11 protein-coding genes are annotated in these 15,863 nt (G+C 67.9%); 6 read left to right on the top strand and 5 right to left on the bottom strand.

Annotated elements, in window-relative coordinates:
* Positions 1-462 precede the first annotated feature (462 nt).
* The 3 genes from F8566_RS41765 to F8566_RS41755 are packed head-to-tail and all read left to right on the top strand — an operon-like array spanning position 463 to position 7,841.
* On the top strand, positions 463-6,936 hold the full coding sequence (locus tag F8566_RS41765; RefSeq protein ID WP_192810132.1) for a golvesin C-terminal-like domain-containing protein: 6,474 nt from the start codon (positions 463-465) through the stop codon (positions 6,934-6,936).
* A gap of 8 nt (positions 6,937-6,944) precedes the next feature.
* Positions 6,945-7,406: a hypothetical protein gene (locus F8566_RS41760; protein ID WP_151568537.1), complete on the top strand. Its 462-nt coding sequence runs from the start codon at positions 6,945-6,947 to the stop codon at positions 7,404-7,406.
* Positions 7,407-7,421: 15 nt separating this feature from the next.
* Positions 7,422-7,841: a DUF4259 domain-containing protein gene (locus tag F8566_RS41755; protein WP_151568535.1), complete on the top strand. Its 420-nt coding sequence runs from the start codon at positions 7,422-7,424 to the stop codon at positions 7,839-7,841.
* 98 nt (positions 7,842-7,939) lie between these two features.
* Here F8566_RS41755 and F8566_RS41750 read toward each other — a convergent pair whose 3' ends face one another.
* The 4 genes from F8566_RS41750 to F8566_RS41735 all read right to left on the bottom strand — a co-directional run bounded on the left by F8566_RS41750 (position 7,940) and on the right by F8566_RS41735 (position 12,545).
* Positions 7,940-8,710 carry a succinate dehydrogenase/fumarate reductase iron-sulfur subunit gene (locus F8566_RS41750; RefSeq protein ID WP_151568533.1) on the bottom strand — a complete coding sequence of 257 codons (771 nt, stop codon included), beginning with the start codon at positions 8,708-8,710 and terminating at the stop codon, positions 7,940-7,942.
* On the bottom strand, positions 8,707-10,686 hold the full coding sequence (locus tag F8566_RS41745) for a fumarate reductase/succinate dehydrogenase flavoprotein subunit (protein WP_151568531.1): 1,980 nt from the start codon (positions 10,684-10,686) through the stop codon (positions 8,707-8,709). The genes F8566_RS41750 and F8566_RS41745 overlap by 4 nt, the downstream gene beginning before the upstream one ends.
* Positions 10,687-10,698: 12 nt before the next feature.
* A complete protein-coding gene (locus F8566_RS41740; protein WP_151568529.1) occupies positions 10,699-11,529 on the bottom strand; it encodes a hypothetical protein in 831 nt (276 codons plus the stop codon).
* Between the two features lie 437 nt (positions 11,530-11,966).
* On the bottom strand, positions 11,967-12,545 hold the full coding sequence (locus F8566_RS41735; RefSeq protein WP_151568527.1) for a helix-turn-helix domain-containing protein: 579 nt from the start codon (positions 12,543-12,545) through the stop codon (positions 11,967-11,969).
* Positions 12,546-12,677: 132 nt separating this feature from the next.
* Between F8566_RS41735 and F8566_RS50485 the strand changes: the two genes are divergently transcribed.
* Genes F8566_RS50485 through F8566_RS41725 form a run of 3 tightly spaced genes read left to right on the top strand, consistent with a single transcriptional unit; the run spans position 12,678 to position 14,819 of the window.
* Complete coding sequence (locus F8566_RS50485) at positions 12,678-13,202, top strand: hypothetical protein (RefSeq protein WP_192810131.1); 525 nt, start codon at positions 12,678-12,680, stop codon at positions 13,200-13,202.
* Positions 13,199-13,780: an OmpA family protein gene (locus F8566_RS50480; RefSeq protein WP_192810130.1), complete on the top strand. Its 582-nt coding sequence runs from the start codon at positions 13,199-13,201 to the stop codon at positions 13,778-13,780. Before F8566_RS50485 ends, F8566_RS50480 begins: the two co-directional genes overlap by 4 nt.
* Positions 13,781-13,799: 19 nt before the next feature.
* Complete coding sequence (locus F8566_RS41725; RefSeq protein WP_151568523.1) at positions 13,800-14,819, top strand: OmpA family protein; 1,020 nt, start codon at positions 13,800-13,802, stop codon at positions 14,817-14,819.
* A 173-nt stretch (positions 14,820-14,992) separates the two neighbouring features.
* Here the strand turns inward: F8566_RS41725 and F8566_RS41720 are convergent, their stop codons facing one another.
* Positions 14,993-15,841 (bottom strand): serine/threonine-protein kinase, encoded by an 849-nt coding sequence (locus tag F8566_RS41720; protein WP_192810129.1) that lies wholly within the window; start codon positions 15,839-15,841, stop codon positions 14,993-14,995.
* Positions 15,842-15,863: the final 22 nt, after the last annotated feature.

The following is a 15,863-nucleotide window of genomic DNA, read 5'->3' as shown; positions in this document are numbered from 1 at the left end:
GCCGAACGCTCGCGACGATCGCCGCTGGCCCTCGTTCCGACAAGAGCCCGTAACCGAGAAAACGGTTCTTGCAACTGACCACCATCCCCGGCTTCACCTGGAGATTCGCGGGACCACAGGATCGGTTTACTCGACGGCACGACCGGGAACGGCCATTCGAACGCTCGTCCGATCCCGGTCACACAACAGTATCCACAGGTCACGTTTCCCCTTTAGGGACATGGCCTGACCAGCGATGCCCACCGACCCGGCGAACAGCACCATTGGACGCATTCACAATTGAAATGAGCATAGAACGACGCCGTTAATGGGGAGCCATCCGTGTCCGAAAGACGGGTTTTGGCTCTCATTGACGAGGTGCCGCTTACGGGCTGTCTTGAACTCGCCGGCAATCGGGGTGATCGCCGGATGACGAGGGGAGCGATGCCCATGACTAGGTGGCGACGATGGCTCAGTCTGGTGATGGGTCTGCTACTGGCCGCCTCACTGGTGAACGCCCCACCGGCGAACGCGGGACCGAACCGGTCCGTCACCAAGCCCAGCCCGCCCCCGAAGATCCCGGACCTGACCGTCGGCCTCAAGCCGATGCAGGCCGTCCACGACGCAGCCGTGACCGCCGCCCAGCAGCGCGCACAGAAGCCGGCCCCGCTGCCCAAGACCCGGACCGTGGCGGGTGAAGCGGACAACCCGACCTACGACGCCCCCACCATGCCGCAGCGAATGCCGCAGGGCGAGGAGGACACGGTCGAGGTCACCGTTACCAACACCACCGCCGCGGCGCTCCCCGCCAAGCAGTGGGTCCTGTCCTACCGGTGGAAGACCAGGGAGAACCGCGATGTCACCTCTCCCGCCAACCAGCGTTCCACCCCTCTCCCCGGTGACCTGGCTCCGGGCGCCAAGGAGACGCTGAAGGCGAAGGTCAAGGCCCCGGATCCGCTGTTCGGCAACTCCCGGGAAGAGTTCACGCTGAGCTGGGACCTCTACAACACCGCCACGCGCAAGTGGCTGTCTTCGTCCGGCGTGGAGACGCTCGACCAGGACGTCACGGTGGAGGACCCGACCTCGGGCCAGCTCGGGCTGGAGAAGTTCTACCAGTACTCCGGGCTGCGCACCGGATCCGGGTCGAACGTCCAGGTCAACCAGTTCTCGGGGAACGCCTTCTGGGGCACCAACCCCTTCTCCCACCCGTCACGCGGCCCGGCCAGCTTCCTGCGGCTGGCCTACAACAGCCTGGACACTTCGGACGTGTACGCCGGTCCCGGATGGACGATCTCCGCGTCCAGCGTGCAGCGTCTCGGAACACCCCTGCAGTTCGGCGCGGGCCTGCCCGGAGTGGTCGGCTACCCGGCCACGATCACGCTGGTGGACGGCGACGGCACCTCGCACGTCTACAAGCTGAACAAGCACGGCAGCCTCGACACCGACAAGTGGACGTACGACTCCCCCGCGGGTGTGCACCTCTACCTGCAGAAGAACGCCCGCAAGGGCGACCGCGCCTGGGTCATGACCAAGCCGGATCGGACCAGGTTCTACTTCGACGACCAGGGTTACCAGACGTTCGTCGTCGACAAGAACGGCAACACCCTCACGTTCACCTACGACCGCACGATCATCGGCGGCCGCAACACCGGCCTGCTCAAGCACATCACCGACGCGACCGGCCGCCGCACGCTGACGGTCGACTACTACCAGCGCGGCGACTCGTTCTGGCACTTCGTCAACGGCAAGAAGCTGCTCGGCACCGGCCTGTCGCTCGACCCGATCATCAACAAGGTCAAGTCGATCACCGATGTCTCCGGCCGCCGGATCGACTTCGTCTATTCCGACCACGGCCTGCTCTCCGAGCTGATCGACGGCGCCCAGGACGCCAAGACCGCCAAGACCTTCGGGTTCGCCTACGATCAGAAGCTCCTGGAGAACCCCAAGCTCATCGCCGTGACGGACCCGATGGGCCGGCCCACCAAGGTCGGCTACAGCGACCAGCACGGCCGCCGCTGGGTGCACCAGCTCACCGACCGGCGCGGCAAGTCGACCGGGTTCGGTTACACCGACCCCGACGGCACCGGCGGCTCGAAGATCCAGTCCACGGTCGCCGACGCGAACGGACGCACCTCCACCTACCTGATCGACGGTTTCGGCCGGCCCGAGCGGGTCACCGACCCCAAAGGCCAGACCACCCAACTGACGTGGGACGCCGACAACAACGTGCGGCGGCTGGAGGAGGCGAACGGGGCGGTCACCACCCGCACGTTCGACCCGAAGACCGGCTACCCGCTGGAGATCCGTGACCCGGAGGCCGTCAAGAACGGCGGCCCGCCGACCAGGCTCACCTACCGGGTCGGGCTCGACGGGCACACCGCGGACCTCGCGACCAAGACCTCGGCGGAGGGCCGCAAGTGGACCTTCGCGTACGACGACCGGGGCAACCTGGTCTCGGTCACCGACCCCAAGGGTGTCGCGACACCCGAGGAGGGCGACTACACCACCCGCTACTCCTACGGCGCCGACGGCCTGCTGGCCAAGGCCACCGACGCCAACGGGCACGCCACCGAGTACGGCGACTATGACCCGTCCGGCTACCCGAAGACGATCACCGACGCCCTGGGCAACCGGACGACCACCGTCTATGACGTGCTGGGCGCCGTCGTGTCCGCCACCGACGCCCGCGGCAAGACGAGCACCTACACCTACGACGGCTTCGGCCGGCCGCTGTCGACCAAGGTCCCGAAGGACCAGGACGCGGGCGTCTTCGTCTTCACGCCCGGGCCCGCGTACGACAAGAACGACAACGTCGTCCGGTACACGGCGGCCGACGGCGCGACCAGCACGAACACCTACAACGAGACCGACCTGCAGGTGTCCGGAACCACTCCGGGCGACGCCGAGGGCGACGCCCCACGCCACTCGACGCTGGTCTACGACAACGTGGGCAACATCCTCCGGCAGACCGAGCCGAGGGGGAACCAGACCGATGACCCGGACGACTTCACCACGGTCAATGTCTACGACGAGCTGAACCGCCTCATCAAGGTCACCGACGCCAAGGGCGGCGTGACCACCGCGGCCTATGACGGCGTCGGCAACCTCCGCAAGGTCGTCGACGCGCGCCGGAACGCCACCCCCGACCCGAACGACTACACGACGACGTTCGACTACGACCTGGACCGCCGGCCGGTGAGGATGACCGACGCGGCCGGGAAGTCGGTGACGCAGACGCGTGACCGTGACGGCCTCGTCACCGGCAAGACCGACGAGAACGGCGAGACCACGCACTACGACTTCGACGAGCGCGGCAAGCTCGTCGCCATGCGGGTACCGCACCGCAAGGACGGCGACACGGTCGTCGTCCGCACCGTGAAGTACAAGTACGACCAGACCGGCAACCGGACGAAGGTCATCACCCCGCGCGGTACCGAGACCGACGACCCCGACGACTTCGTCTACGAGAGCGTCTACGACGAGCTCAACCGCGTCAAGGAGAAGCTCACCCCGTTCGACACGGGCGACGGCCAGGTGGGCAAGCCCGACAAGACCGTCTACAGCTACGACCCCGTCGGCAACCTGAGCAAGGTGAGCGCACCGCCGTCCAGCGGCGAGACCACGCGCAACGACACCCTCTACACCCACTACGACAACGGCTGGATCAAGTCGTCGACCGATCCCTGGAACATCGTCAACACCTACGACTACGACTTGGTCGGCAACCAGACCAAGAACACCCTGACCAGTGCGGGCGGCTCGGTCAGCCGGACGATGGACTGGGAGTTCTATCCCAGCGGCAACCTGGCGAGGCGGTCCGACCAGGGTGTCCCGGTGGGCCGCGACGAGGTCGTCGTCGACGACTCCCAGGCACGCGAGGTCGCGACCAATGGCGGCTGGACGGCCACCCGCTCGGCGCCGGGCGCGTACGCGCAGGGGACGTCCCGCAAGGCACCGGAGAAGGGCGACGGCCAGTTCACCTGGCAGCTCACCATCCCGCGGACCGGTACGTACGAGGTCTTCGTCCGGTACCCGAAGGTCGCCGGCGCCGCCACGGACGCCACGTACACCATCGGCCACTCCGCCGGCTCGGCCACCAAACGGCTGGACCAGTCCCGCGGTGCGGGTGGCTGGACCTCACTCGGCGCCTTCCCGTTCAACGAAGGTCGCGGGACGGCGGTCACGCTGTCTGGGAAGGCCACCGGAACGGCCGTGGCGGACGCCGTGAAGCTCGTCCGCGACAACAGTGAGGACGTCGACAACGAGCGCAAGGAGTTCTTCCAGCGCTATGACGCCAACAACAACCTGATCCAGGTCGACGACAGGTCTCCCGGCGCGCGCATCGGCACCTATGCGCTGGACTACGACGAGCTCGACCGGCTCACCCGTCTCCAGGAGAAGGCCGGGGACACCACCAGGAACACGACGGTGTTCACCTACGACGAGAACGGCAACACTCTCACCCGGACGCACGACGACGTCTGGTCGCAGTTCGAGTACGACGAGCGCGACCTGCTGGCCAAGGCGACCAACGCCAAGTCTCCTTCCGACACCGACAAGAACGTCACCACCTACGCCTACACGGCCACCGGCGCGATCGCCCGGCAGGTCAAGCCCAACGGGAACGCCGTCGACTTCACCTACCTCCTCGACGGTTCCCTCCTCCGGCAGATCGAACGGCGCAAGGACGGCGGGCCGACCGTCGCCGACCACACCTTCGACTACACGCCGAACGGCGACCCCGCCAAGGAGGTCGCCAAGGTGATGAACGCCGATGACAACTCGGCGACCATCGACAACACCTTCACGTTCGACTACGACCCGCGGGACCGCATCAAGAAGGTCGTCAAGTCGGGCGACAGGCCGGTCACCGAGACCTACACCCACGACGCGAACAACAACGTCCTCGAACAGAAGATCGGGGAGACCGTCACCAAGCATGAGTACGACCGCAACCGGCTGGTCTCGACCACCGTGGACGGCGTCTCCTCCACGCACAAATACGACCCGCTCGGGCGGCTGGACACCGTCACATCCGAAGGCCAGACGACCACGAAGTACCGGTACGACGGCTTCGACCGCGTCGCCGAGAACACCGTGGGCACCGGGGCGAACGCGCGCAAGACGGTCTTCTCCTACGACCCGTTCGACCGCACCGCGACGCAGGCCACAAGCGGCGGCGGCCAACCGGACAAGAAGACCGTGCTGAACTATCTCGGCCTGTCCGACGACGTGCTGTCCGAGGAGGACGCCTCAAAGATCGTCAAGCGGTACCAGACATCGCCGTTCGGCGAGAAGCTCACCCAGATCAAGACCGACGACGGCAAGCAGGAGATCTCGCACTACGTCTACCACCCCAAGGGCGACGTTGAGGCGCTGACCAAGGAGGACGGCAACACCCGCGTCACCTACGGATACACCGCGTACGGCAAGAACGACGACACCAGGTTCACCGGCGCGGACAAGCCCGACCCGCAGAATCCCGGTAAGGAGCCCTACAACTCCTACCGCTTCAACGGTCACCGCTTCGACCAGGCGTCGGGCACGTACGACATGGGGTTCCGCAACTACGACCCCGGGCTCAACCGGTTCCTGACCCGCGACATGTACGCCGGTGCCCTGGACGATCTCCAACTGAGCACCGATCCGTTCACGGGCAGCCGCTACGCATTCGCCGGCGGCAACCCGATCTCCAACGTCGAGCTCGACGGCCATGGCTGGTACGACTGGGTCTCCAACATCGGGCACGCCGTGCTCGACGTGGCGGGCTTCGTGCCCGTGGTCGGCGACGCCCTCGACCTGGTCAACGCGGCCTGGTACGGCGGCGAATGCATCGCCGGCAGGGAGGGCGCCTGCGGCGACGCCGCACTGTCGGCCGGGGCGGCGATCCCGTTCCTCGGTTGGGGAGCGGGCGCGGCCAAGGTCGGCAAATGGGGCAAGAAGATCTACGACGCGGTCGACACCGCGTCCGATGGCGGCCGCAGGGCCGACGATCTGCCGCCGGTGCACCCGCCCAAGGATCCCGCACCGCCGGTCAAGGATCCCGCGCCCCCCGCGAAAGACCCGACACCACCGGCTAAGGATCCCGCGCCACCGGCCAAGGATCCCGCGCCACCGGCTAAGGACCCGGCGCCACCGGCCAAGGATCCCGCGCCACCGGCCAAGCAGCCGGACGCCCCGTCCTGCCCGATCCCGAACAGTTTCCCGGCGGGCACCCAGGTCCTGATGGCCGACGGCTCGTACCGGCGGATCGAGGACGTCAAGCGCGGCGACCGGGTCATGGCCACCGACGTGGAGAACGGCCGTCGCCAGGCCCGGACGGTGACGGACACCATCACCAGTGCGGGCATCAAGCAGTTCGCCAAGATCACGTTCGGTCCCGCCGGTGAGCACGACGGTGAGCGTGGTGGCGAGCAGGCCAGCTTGGTCGCCACCGCCGGCCACCCGTTCTGGGTCCCCGACAGGGGCGTCTGGGTCGACGCCGGGCAACTCCAGCCCGGCATGTGGCTGCGGACCTCCGCCGGCACTTGGCTCCAGGTCACGGCCGTCGAGAAGACGCTCGTCCAACAGCGCGTCCACAACCTGACGGTCGGCGGCACGCACACCTACCACGTACGCGCCGGAGACGCCGACCTCCTCGTCCACAATGCCAATCCAGCGGGTTGCGGCACACCCAAGGGCGGCGTCTACGCACTGGTCACCGAGAGCGGTGTGGTGGTACGAACGGGAATGGCAACCGACCTCGCCGATCGAGCCCGCAAACACGCCAAGACGTACCCGGATCTGAAGTTCCGGGTGCTGTACCGGTCCGACGACCGGGACGTAAGGCGTGGCCTGGAGGAGATGGTGGAGAACTGGTACTCGCCGATCCTCGCCAAGCAGAGCGCAATCGATCTGAAGAATCCGAAGCGCGCCCGCTATATCGCGGCGGCGCAGAAGTTCCTGAGTGAACTGTGAGTGAGTGAATGAACGTGCGTGAGGGGACTCTGTTCGGCCTTCCGACGAAGTCCTGCGGCCAGGCTCTCGGCGTGGTCAGCCGGTACAGCCCGCGGGGCATTGCCGTGGCGTACTTCTACGGGCCGTTCGTCGATGGGCCGCCGGCAGAGTCCCCTCCCGCCGTTCTGGAGATTCCGGCACCGGACGCGGCGATCGCGATACTGCGGTTCGGCGACCCCGCCCTCGTCGAGGGAACATGGCCGGTCCACGGGGTCGCGGACAACTGGGATCGGGACCGCTGGGCGGCGACCGCCTTCGTGCGCGGCGCACCGGGTGGCCGCGCATACGTCGTGCAGTACGACGACCACGATCCGTCGGTTGTGCGATCCGAACGGCGCGCGACCGCGGACGAGGCCCGAACGCTCCCCGACGACGACCTCTATGGGTATGTTCTGGTCGAGAACACGATCTCGCGGCTCATGAGCGACTGACGGGCGGTGGTGGCGATGGGCGCCTGGGGAATCGGCCCCTTCGAGAACGACGGCGCGATGGACCTGATCGGGGAACTGGAGGACGCCGACGGCCCTGGCCTGCTCGAGCGTCTCCGTGAGGCGATGACGACCGCCATCGACTCCGACGAGGTCGAGAATCCCGAGATGCAGGAGGCTGTGGCCGCGGCCGCCCTCGTCGGGCTCCGCCAGGGCGCGAAGCCGGACGCCGAGGCCGATCCGAACGTCGCCGAGTTTCTCAAGGCGTCACCCTTCGAAGTGACCGCCGAGCTCCGGGGCCTGGCCGCCCGCACGTTCGACCGCGCCTTCAACCCGGCCGAGTACAACGAGTGGCACGAGCTGTGGGCGGAAGTTGAAGAACTCGAAGCGGTGGAGAAGGCCCTCGCCCCGTACCGCAGCGCCGTGACAGGCAAGTAGCGAGCACGCGGCGGATCCCGGCGGCCGAGGCTGTGATGTGCGAAGCCCCGGCGACCGTACGAGCGGTCACCGGGGCCTTCGGTGTTCGGGCGGCCCGGTCAGGCGGACGGGGTGTCCTGGCCCTTCTTGACGATGCCGAGCTTGGAGCCGAGCCAGACCACGGGGTCGTAGCGGCGGCCGACGACCCGTTCCTTCAGCGGGATCAGGGCGTTGTCGGTGATCTTGATGTGCTCGGGGCAGACCTCGGTGCAGCACTTGGTGATGTTGCAGAAGCCGAGGCCGTGGTCCTCCTGGGCGATCTCCCGCCGGTCGGCGGCGTCGGCCGGGTGCATCTCCAGCTCCGCGATCCGCATGAGGAAACGCGGGCCCGCGAAGTCGGGCTTGTTCTCCTCGTGGTCACGGATCACGTGGCAGACGTTGTTGCACAGGAAGCATTCGATGCACTTGCGGAACTCCTGCGAGCGCTCGACGTCCACCTGCTGCATGCGGAACTCGCCCGGCTTGGTGTCGCCCGGGTCGAACGAGGGGATCTGGCGTGCCTTCTCGTAGTTGAAGGACACGTCGGTCACCAGGTCGCGGATCACCGGGAACGTGCGCACCGGGGTGACCGTGATGGTCTCGTCCGGCTCGAACGTCGACATCCGGGTCATGCACAGCAGGCGCGGCATGCCGTTGATCTCGGCGGAGCAGGAGCCGCACTTGCCGGCCTTGCAGTTCCAGCGAACGGCGAGGTCCGGCGCCTGGGTGGCCTGAAGGCGGTGGATGATGTCGAGGACGACCTCGCCCTCGTTCACCTCGACGGTGTAGTCCTTGAGCTCGCCTTCGCCCTCGTCGCCGCGCCACACCCGGAACTTGGCCTCGTAGCTCATTCGTCGGTCTCCTCGGTGTCGGTCGCGTCGCCGCCCTTGCCGGTCGCGTCGCCGCCGGTGTCCTTGGCCGCGCCGGGCAGCTCCTCGGCGGTGAGGTACTTCTTCAGCTCGTCGGTCTCGAAGAGGGTGATCAGGTCCTCGCGCATCGGCTCCATCGGCTGGCGCTTGAGCTCCACGCGCGGGTTGCCGGGATCGCCGGTGAGGCGGCAGACGAGGTTGACCTTCCGCCAGTCCGCCGACATGCCCGGATGGTCGTCGCGGGTGTGCCCGCCGCGCGACTCCGTGCGTTCCAGCGCGGCCTTGGCGATCGCCTCGGAGACCAGCAGCATGTTGCGCAGGTCGAGGGCGAGGTGCCAGCCCGGGTGGTAGCCGCGGCCGTCGTTGACCGCGACCGGCTCCACGCTGACGTTGGCCACGCGCTCGCGGAGCTTGTCGAGGGACTCCAGGGCCTGCTCCAGCTCCTCCTGCTTGCGGATGATCCCGACGAGCTCGTTCATGGTCTGCTGGAGCTCGGCATGCACTGCGTACGGGTTCTCCCCGCCCTTGCGCTCGAACGGGGCGAGGGCCTCGGTGGTCGCCGACTCGACCTCGGCCTCGGGAACGGCGGGGCGCCCCTCGCCGAGCGAGTCCACGTACTCCGCGGCGCCGAGCCCGGCGCGGCGGCCGAAGACCAGCAGGTCGGTGAGCGAGTTGCCGCCGAGGCGGTTGGAGCCGTGCATGCCGCCTGAGCACTCGCCCGCGGCGAAGAGGCCGGGGACGAGCGCGGCGCCGGTGTCGGGGTCGACCTCGACACCACCCATCACGTAGTGGCAGGTCGGGCCGACCTCCATCGCCTCCTGCGTGATGTCGACGTCGGCCAGCTCCTTGAACTGGTGGTGCATCGCGGGCAGCCGGCGCCTGATCTCCTCGGCGCCGCCCGGCATGCGGCCGACGACGGTCAGGAAGACACCGCCGTGCGGCGATCCGCGCCCGGCCTTGACCTCGGAGTTGATGGCGCGGGCGACCTCGTCGCGCGGCAGCAGCTCCGGCGGGCGCCGGTTGTTGTCCGGGTCGTCGTACCAGCGGTCGGCCTCTTCCGGCGTGGTGGCGTACTTGTCCTTGAACACCTCGGGGATGTACTCGAACATGAACCGCTTGTCGTCGGAGTTCTTGAGGATGCCGCGGTCGCCGCGCACCGACTCGGTGACCAGGATGCCCTTCACCGACGGCGGCCAGACCATGCCGGTCGGGTGGAACTGCACGAACTCCATGTTGAGCAGCGTGCCGCCGGCGAGCAGTGCGAGCGCGTGGCCGTCGCCGGTGTACTCCCAGGAGTTGGACGTGACCTTGAACGCCTTGCCGATGCCGCCGGTGGCCAGCACGACCGCCGGGGCCTCGAAGATCACGAACTTGCCGGTCTCGCGGACGTAGGCGAACACGCCGGCGATCCGGTCGCCGTCGAGGAGCAGGCGCGTGACCGTGGTCTCGGCCCACACCTTGAGGCGGGCGTCGTAGTCGCCGAACTCCTTGTGGTCCTCCTGCTGGAGGGCGACGATCTTCTGCTGGGCGGTGCGGATCAGCTCCAGGCCGGTGCGGTCGCCGACGTGCGCCAGCCGCGGGTACTCGTGCCCGCCGAAGTTGCGCTGGCTGATCTTGCCGTCCTTCGTACGGTCGAACAGCGCGCCCCAGTGCTCGAGCTCCCAGACCCGGTCGGGGGCCTCCTTGGCGTGGAGCTCGGCCATGCGCCAGTTGTTGAGGAACTTGCCGCCGCGCATGGTGTCGCGGAAGTGCACCTGCCAGTTGTCGTTGGGGTTGGCGTTCCCCATCGCCGCGGCGGCGCCGCCCTCGGCCATCACGGTGTGGGCCTTGCCGAACAGCGACTTGGAGATGATCGCCGTCTTCTTGCCCTGGAGGCGGGACTCGATGGCGGCGCGCAGCCCGGCGCCGCCCGCGCCGATGACGACGACGTCGTACGAGTGCCTCTCGATCTCAGTCATCAGCCGGCTTCCTTAGTTGAAGATTCGCAGGTCGGAGATCGTCTCGCTGGCCACCAAGGCGACGTAGAGGTCGGCGACGACCAGCGAGCCGAGCGTGATCAACGCGTACCGGCCGTGCTGCTGGTTGAGCTTGGAGACCTGGCCCCACATCCAGTACCGGACGGGGTGCTTGGAGAAGTTCTTCAGCCGCCCTCCGACGATGTGGCGGCAGGAGTGGCAGGACAGCGTGTACAGCCACAGCAGGATGACGTTCACCCACAGGATGATCGTGCCGAGGCCGATGCCGAAGCCGCCGTCCTTGCCGTGGAACGCCAGGATCGCGTCATAGGTGTTGATGAGCGAGATGACGGCCGCGGCGATCCAGAAGTAGCGGTGCAGGTTCTGGCCGATCAGCGGGAAGCGGCGTTCGCCGCTGTACTTCTTGTGCGGCTCGGCCACCGCGCACGCGGGCGGCGAGGCCCAGTACGAGCGGTAGTAGGCCTTGCGGTAGTAGTAGCACGTCAGCCGGAACAGCAGCAGGAACGGCAGCGACAGCGCCGCGAACGGGATCCAGCCCCTGGTCTCGGCCGGCAGGAACGTGCCGAACTCCGCCGCGTCCCCGGTGTGGCCGTTGACCGTGACGTTGTTGCAGATCTCGTTCACGCACGGCGAGTAGAACGGCGTGAGGTAGTGATACTCCGGGACGAAGAAGGCGGCCCCCCAGAACGCCCGGATGGTCGCGTACACAACCCACGCAGTAAAGATCACAAATGTGGTGATCGGATAGATGCGCCAGTTGTCCTTGCGGAGCGTACGTTCCTTGATCTGGGCGCGCTCCTTGCCGGGCGCCTCCACAGTGCTCATCGATCGATCTCCTGAGCTCGGGTCATCGGGTCCCCGTACCACGGTCGGACGCACGCATGCCGCCATGCCGCCGCATGCCGCCGATCGTCACCTGACAGCCCCGCCCCGGCTGGGGAAGCCGATCCGGTCGCCCGGTCCCCGCCGGAAGCCGATCCGGTCGCGGCCGTCGCGGCCGTCACGCCCCGGCCGCGGCAAGCTGGTGAGACAGGCGTCGAAGCAGACGGTGACGCCTCGTGTGCGCTTCTAGCGAAGCGACCCTACGCCACCAGACCGGCACTGTGACATACATAACAGCCACGCCCTCATGTGACCCTGACCACAGAGTTTGTACGGTCCCATCGTGGGAGTCATGGCTACGCAGCGGTTATGGCCGTGCGGAATCGAGACGAGCACGAAATGCCATGGCGAAAGCGCGCCCGAGCGCAGATAAGGGCACCCTAACTACCGATGGTGCGCTGGAAGTGCGCCTCGGCGTCGCCCGTGCGGCCGTTGCCGTACACCCGGAGGATCTCGGCGAGCTCCGGATGGCTGACCTCGATGAGCCCCGCCGCCTCTTCGATCTCCCCCGCCGAGGCGGCGGACCGAAGCAGTGCCTGAAGGGCCCGAACGGGAGACGCCTCCCTCGTACGCGCCGGGGCCTCGGGCCCGGCACCACCATTCTCCGAGCCGGCACTCCCGGCGAGCCGGACGTGAGATGTCGTGGTCGCCGTCTCGGCACGGATGCGCTGGAGCCGTTCGGCCACCTCCTCCGGCGGCCATTGATCGAGGCCCGGGTCGGCGGCGAGCTCCTCGACCGCGAGCAGCCGGTTGATGACCGCGGGATTGCTGATCTTCGCGCGCTGGCCGGACATGAGCTGCGACAACATCGGCGCCGACAACCCCAGCACGCCGGCCAGCCCGGACTGGGACAGGCCGAGACGGTCGAGCAGGCGCCGGAACCGGTCGCCCAGGGGTTCCCCGTACCACTCGGTCTGCAACGCGCGGTTCCGGACCACGGCGTCCTCGGTCGAACTCACGTTAACCCCTTGACGATTCGCAATTGCAAATACTAGCTTTTCAAGTGCACCGAATCAGGTCTTCCTGATCCATAGTGCCATGTACAGCCTGGTTTGCATATGCGACAACTCCCTGACTCGAACGGAGATCCCATGCGTTTCAGACAACGCACAGCCGTGATCGCCGCGGCCACGGCGCTACTGACCGGCGGGCTCACCGGATGCTCGCTGCCAAGCGAGGACAAGACCGGTGCCACTCCGATGGGCAAGGCCGACCCCAAGGCGGTCGATCCCGGCAAGCTCATCGTCAAGACCACCGCGGACTCGACCATGGGCAAGGTCGACATTGGCCTCGCCAGCCTCGCCGTCCGCGGCAGGCTCGCGCACCTGGTCGTCTCCCTCACACCCCATGTGCCCCCAGGTGGCAGCTCCCCCACGCTCTACCGCCTGAACGGGACCCAGGACGCCGCACTGCTCGACACCGTCAACCTCAAGCGCTACGTCGTCGTCAAGGACTCGGGCGGCAACCAGCTCGGGCCGGGCCTCCACGACGACCTCAACAACAACGCTCCCAACACCCTCACCTTCACCTTCGCAGCTCCGCCCGAGAACGTGAAGGCGGTCGACGTCCAGGTCGGCAGGTTCCCCATCTTCCGAGACGTCCCGATCGAACGATGAGACGACCAGCAGCCACCATCGCCGTCCTCGTCCTGCTCACCGTGCCCGGAGTGGCCGCTGCCGACCCTGTCGTGCCGCAGGCCGGCCTCCAACAGTCGATCCGTGATGTGAAGACCGCCGAAGGCACATTCGACGTCAAGGCGGGCGAGGCCGTCCACGACGTGCGCCTCGCCGAGTCGATCCAGCCGCTGGAGGACGAGCAGACCGAGGGTGCGAAGGTCACCGTGCGCATCTCGTCCGACGTGCTGTTCGACTTCAACGAGGCGGCGCTCACCGCCGCGGCCATGCGCCGCATCGGGCAACTGGCACCCCGGCTGCGCGACGCGACCGGCATCGTCCAGATCTCGGGGCACACCGACGCGGCGGGCTCCCCTGACTACAACCTCGCGCTCTCCCACCGCCGGGCCGAGGCGGTCAAGGCCGAGCTTCGACGGCTGCTCAACGGCGCGAACGTGGACATCAAGGCAGCCGGCTTCGGTGAGACCAGACCGGTCGCGCCCAACAAGATCGGCGACAACGACCACCCCGACGGCCGGGCCAAGAACCGGCGCGTCGACATCACCTTCTTCAAGAGGTGACGATCTTCAAGAGGTGACGATGCGAATGACCCTTACCGCGGTGACCCTGCTCACCACCGCCTGCGGGAGCGCCCCGGCCGGCCTGCAAACGCCGCTCGCCGGGCCACCGGCGACACCCGAGCCGACGTCCTGCCCGAACGGCGGAAAGTTGATCAAGGCCGTCGAGACCCCCGCCGTCCACGCCGATCCCGTGCACATCCCCGAGGCGACGATCAGCGGGCGGACGATCCCGGCCGTCACCCTCCCGGCCGTGGACATCCCCGCGCAGCGCGTCCCCGCCCAGTGCGTCGACGTCACACCCGCGCCGGGTGGTTGCCTCAGCGCCGTCTCGATCCCGGCGGTCTCGATCCCCGGCACCCGCATTCCCGAGGCGGAGATCCCGGGCGTGGACGCCGAAGGCATCAAGCTGAGGCCCGTACGGGCAAAGGCGGTCACCGCCGAAGCGGTGAAGGCCGACGCGGTCTCCACCAGCCAGGAGATCTGCCAGAGCGGCGTGACCCGCCCCGGCATCGCGCGCCCAAGAATCACCCGCCACCGAATCGCCCGCATCGGCATCACCCGTCACCGGGCCTGCAACGCCAAGAACGAGTGCGTCCCGCGCGTGGACGTGCCCCGCATCGACGTTCCACAGGTGGACGTGCCGCGAGTCGTCGTTCCCCCCGCGCGCATCACACAGCGCGACCTAGGCCAGTTCAAACTGTTCAAGGGCAAGGGCGTCATCGCCTACACCATCAAGGCCGACGTCCTCTTCGACTCCAACAAGACCGACCTCAGGCCCGCCGCCGACACCGTGCTCGCAAGAATCGCCGCCTTCATCACGAAGAAGGTCCCCACCACGATCCAAGTCGACGGCCATACCGACGCCAAAGGTGACGACACCGCCAACCAGCGCCTCTCCGAAGCACGCGCCCACGCGATCGCCGAATGGCTCGCGACCAAAGGCGGCATCGACCGTTCCCGCCTCAAGGCCACCGGCTACGGCGAGACCAGACCGGCCGCCGAAAACCACCGAATGGTCATTTCCACCCAGCACCCATGAGCAGGTGTCGCAATGCGCAGCCGAAGTCCGAATCCAGGGTGGACACCGGAGCCGCGCGGATGCCACGCCCGCTTGGGCGCCAAGCCGCGTGGGCTTGGGCGCCAGGCCGCGTGGGCTTGGTGATCCCACGCGGACGGGGGCCCAGGTGGGTGGAAGGGTCCGCTGGGTGGGGGCTACGTGGGTGGGGCACCTACGTGGTCGAAGATCTGGAGGGGTTCGCCGGTGAGGGTGCGGACGGGGACGGTGAGTGAGAGGCCGCAGGCGGCCAGGGTGTGGCGGGCGGCGTCTGCGGAGGGTGGGCGGTCGGCAGGGTCGGGGGCGCAGAGGCGGCGTAGCAGTTCCCACAGTTTGTGGGAGACCCCGGCGGGCGGGGGGCCGATCTGCTGGCGTGCTTCGGGGTCTCCTGCGCCTGTGAGCATCCGCCAGCAGACCATGCCCGCGGCGTAGAGGTCCTGGGCTGGGCTTGGGCGGTTCCAGTCGAGCACCTCCGGGGCCATGTAGCCCGGCGTTCCCACAGTGAAGCCGGTGGTGGTCAGGCGCATTCCGTCGTCGTCGAGAGCGATGCCGAAGTCGGTGATGCGGAGCTGCGGCGCTCCCACCGGGCTGGGCTCCAGCAGGAGGTTGCTCGGTTTCACGTCGCGATGGACCACGCCCGCCGCGTGGATGTGGCTCAGTCCTGCCAGCAGCTGGTCGAGCACCTCCGCCGCGTAGGGAGAAGGCAACTGTCCATAGTCGCCGAGGAGTGTCTCCAGCGAGCCGCCGCTCACCAGCTCCATCGCGAGCAGCACGTCGGCGTCGGCCGGGTACCAGGCGTACGGCGTCAGCACATGCGGATGCGCCAGTTGGAGCGCCCGCTCACGCACCATGCGCAGGACCGTCGTCGGGCCCTTCCTGCGGACCAGCTTGGCCGCGCAGTACTGCTCTTTGTGCCGGTCGTACGCGCGCCAGACCCGGCTTGTACCACCCGCTCCGATCCGGTCGAGCATGACGAACCGCTCGCCGATCACCCACCCCGCGTTCACGGGACCGATCGTACGGTCGCGG

The organism is Actinomadura rudentiformis, assembly GCF_008923185.1.
Taxonomy (GTDB): domain Bacteria; phylum Actinomycetota; class Actinomycetes; order Streptosporangiales; family Streptosporangiaceae; genus Spirillospora; species Spirillospora rudentiformis.
This window is presented reverse-complemented; position numbering and strand designations above follow the sequence as displayed.

Bases quoted from the DNA above. Each gene is read 5' to 3' on its own strand.
- F8566_RS41765 (WP_192810132.1), top strand. From the start codon at position 463: ATGGGTCTGCTACTGGCCGCCTCACTGGTGAACGCCCCACCGGCGAAC.
- F8566_RS41760 (WP_151568537.1), top strand. From the start codon at position 6,945: ATGAACGTGCGTGAGGGGACTCTGTTCGGCCTTCCGACGAAGTCCTGC.
- F8566_RS41755 (WP_151568535.1), top strand. From the start codon at position 7,422: ATGGGCGCCTGGGGAATCGGCCCCTTCGAGAACGACGGCGCGATGGAC.
- F8566_RS41750 (WP_151568533.1), bottom strand. From the start codon at position 8,710: ATGAGCTACGAGGCCAAGTTCCGGGTGTGGCGCGGCGACGAGGGCGAA.
- F8566_RS41745 (WP_151568531.1), bottom strand. From the start codon at position 10,686: ATGACTGAGATCGAGAGGCACTCGTACGACGTCGTCGTCATCGGCGCG.
- F8566_RS41740 (WP_151568529.1), bottom strand. From the start codon at position 11,529: ATGAGCACTGTGGAGGCGCCCGGCAAGGAGCGCGCCCAGATCAAGGAA.
- F8566_RS50485 (WP_192810131.1), top strand. From the start codon at position 12,678: ATGCGTTTCAGACAACGCACAGCCGTGATCGCCGCGGCCACGGCGCTA.
- F8566_RS50480 (WP_192810130.1), top strand. From the start codon at position 13,199: ATGAGACGACCAGCAGCCACCATCGCCGTCCTCGTCCTGCTCACCGTG.
- F8566_RS41725 (WP_151568523.1), top strand. From the start codon at position 13,800: ATGCGAATGACCCTTACCGCGGTGACCCTGCTCACCACCGCCTGCGGG.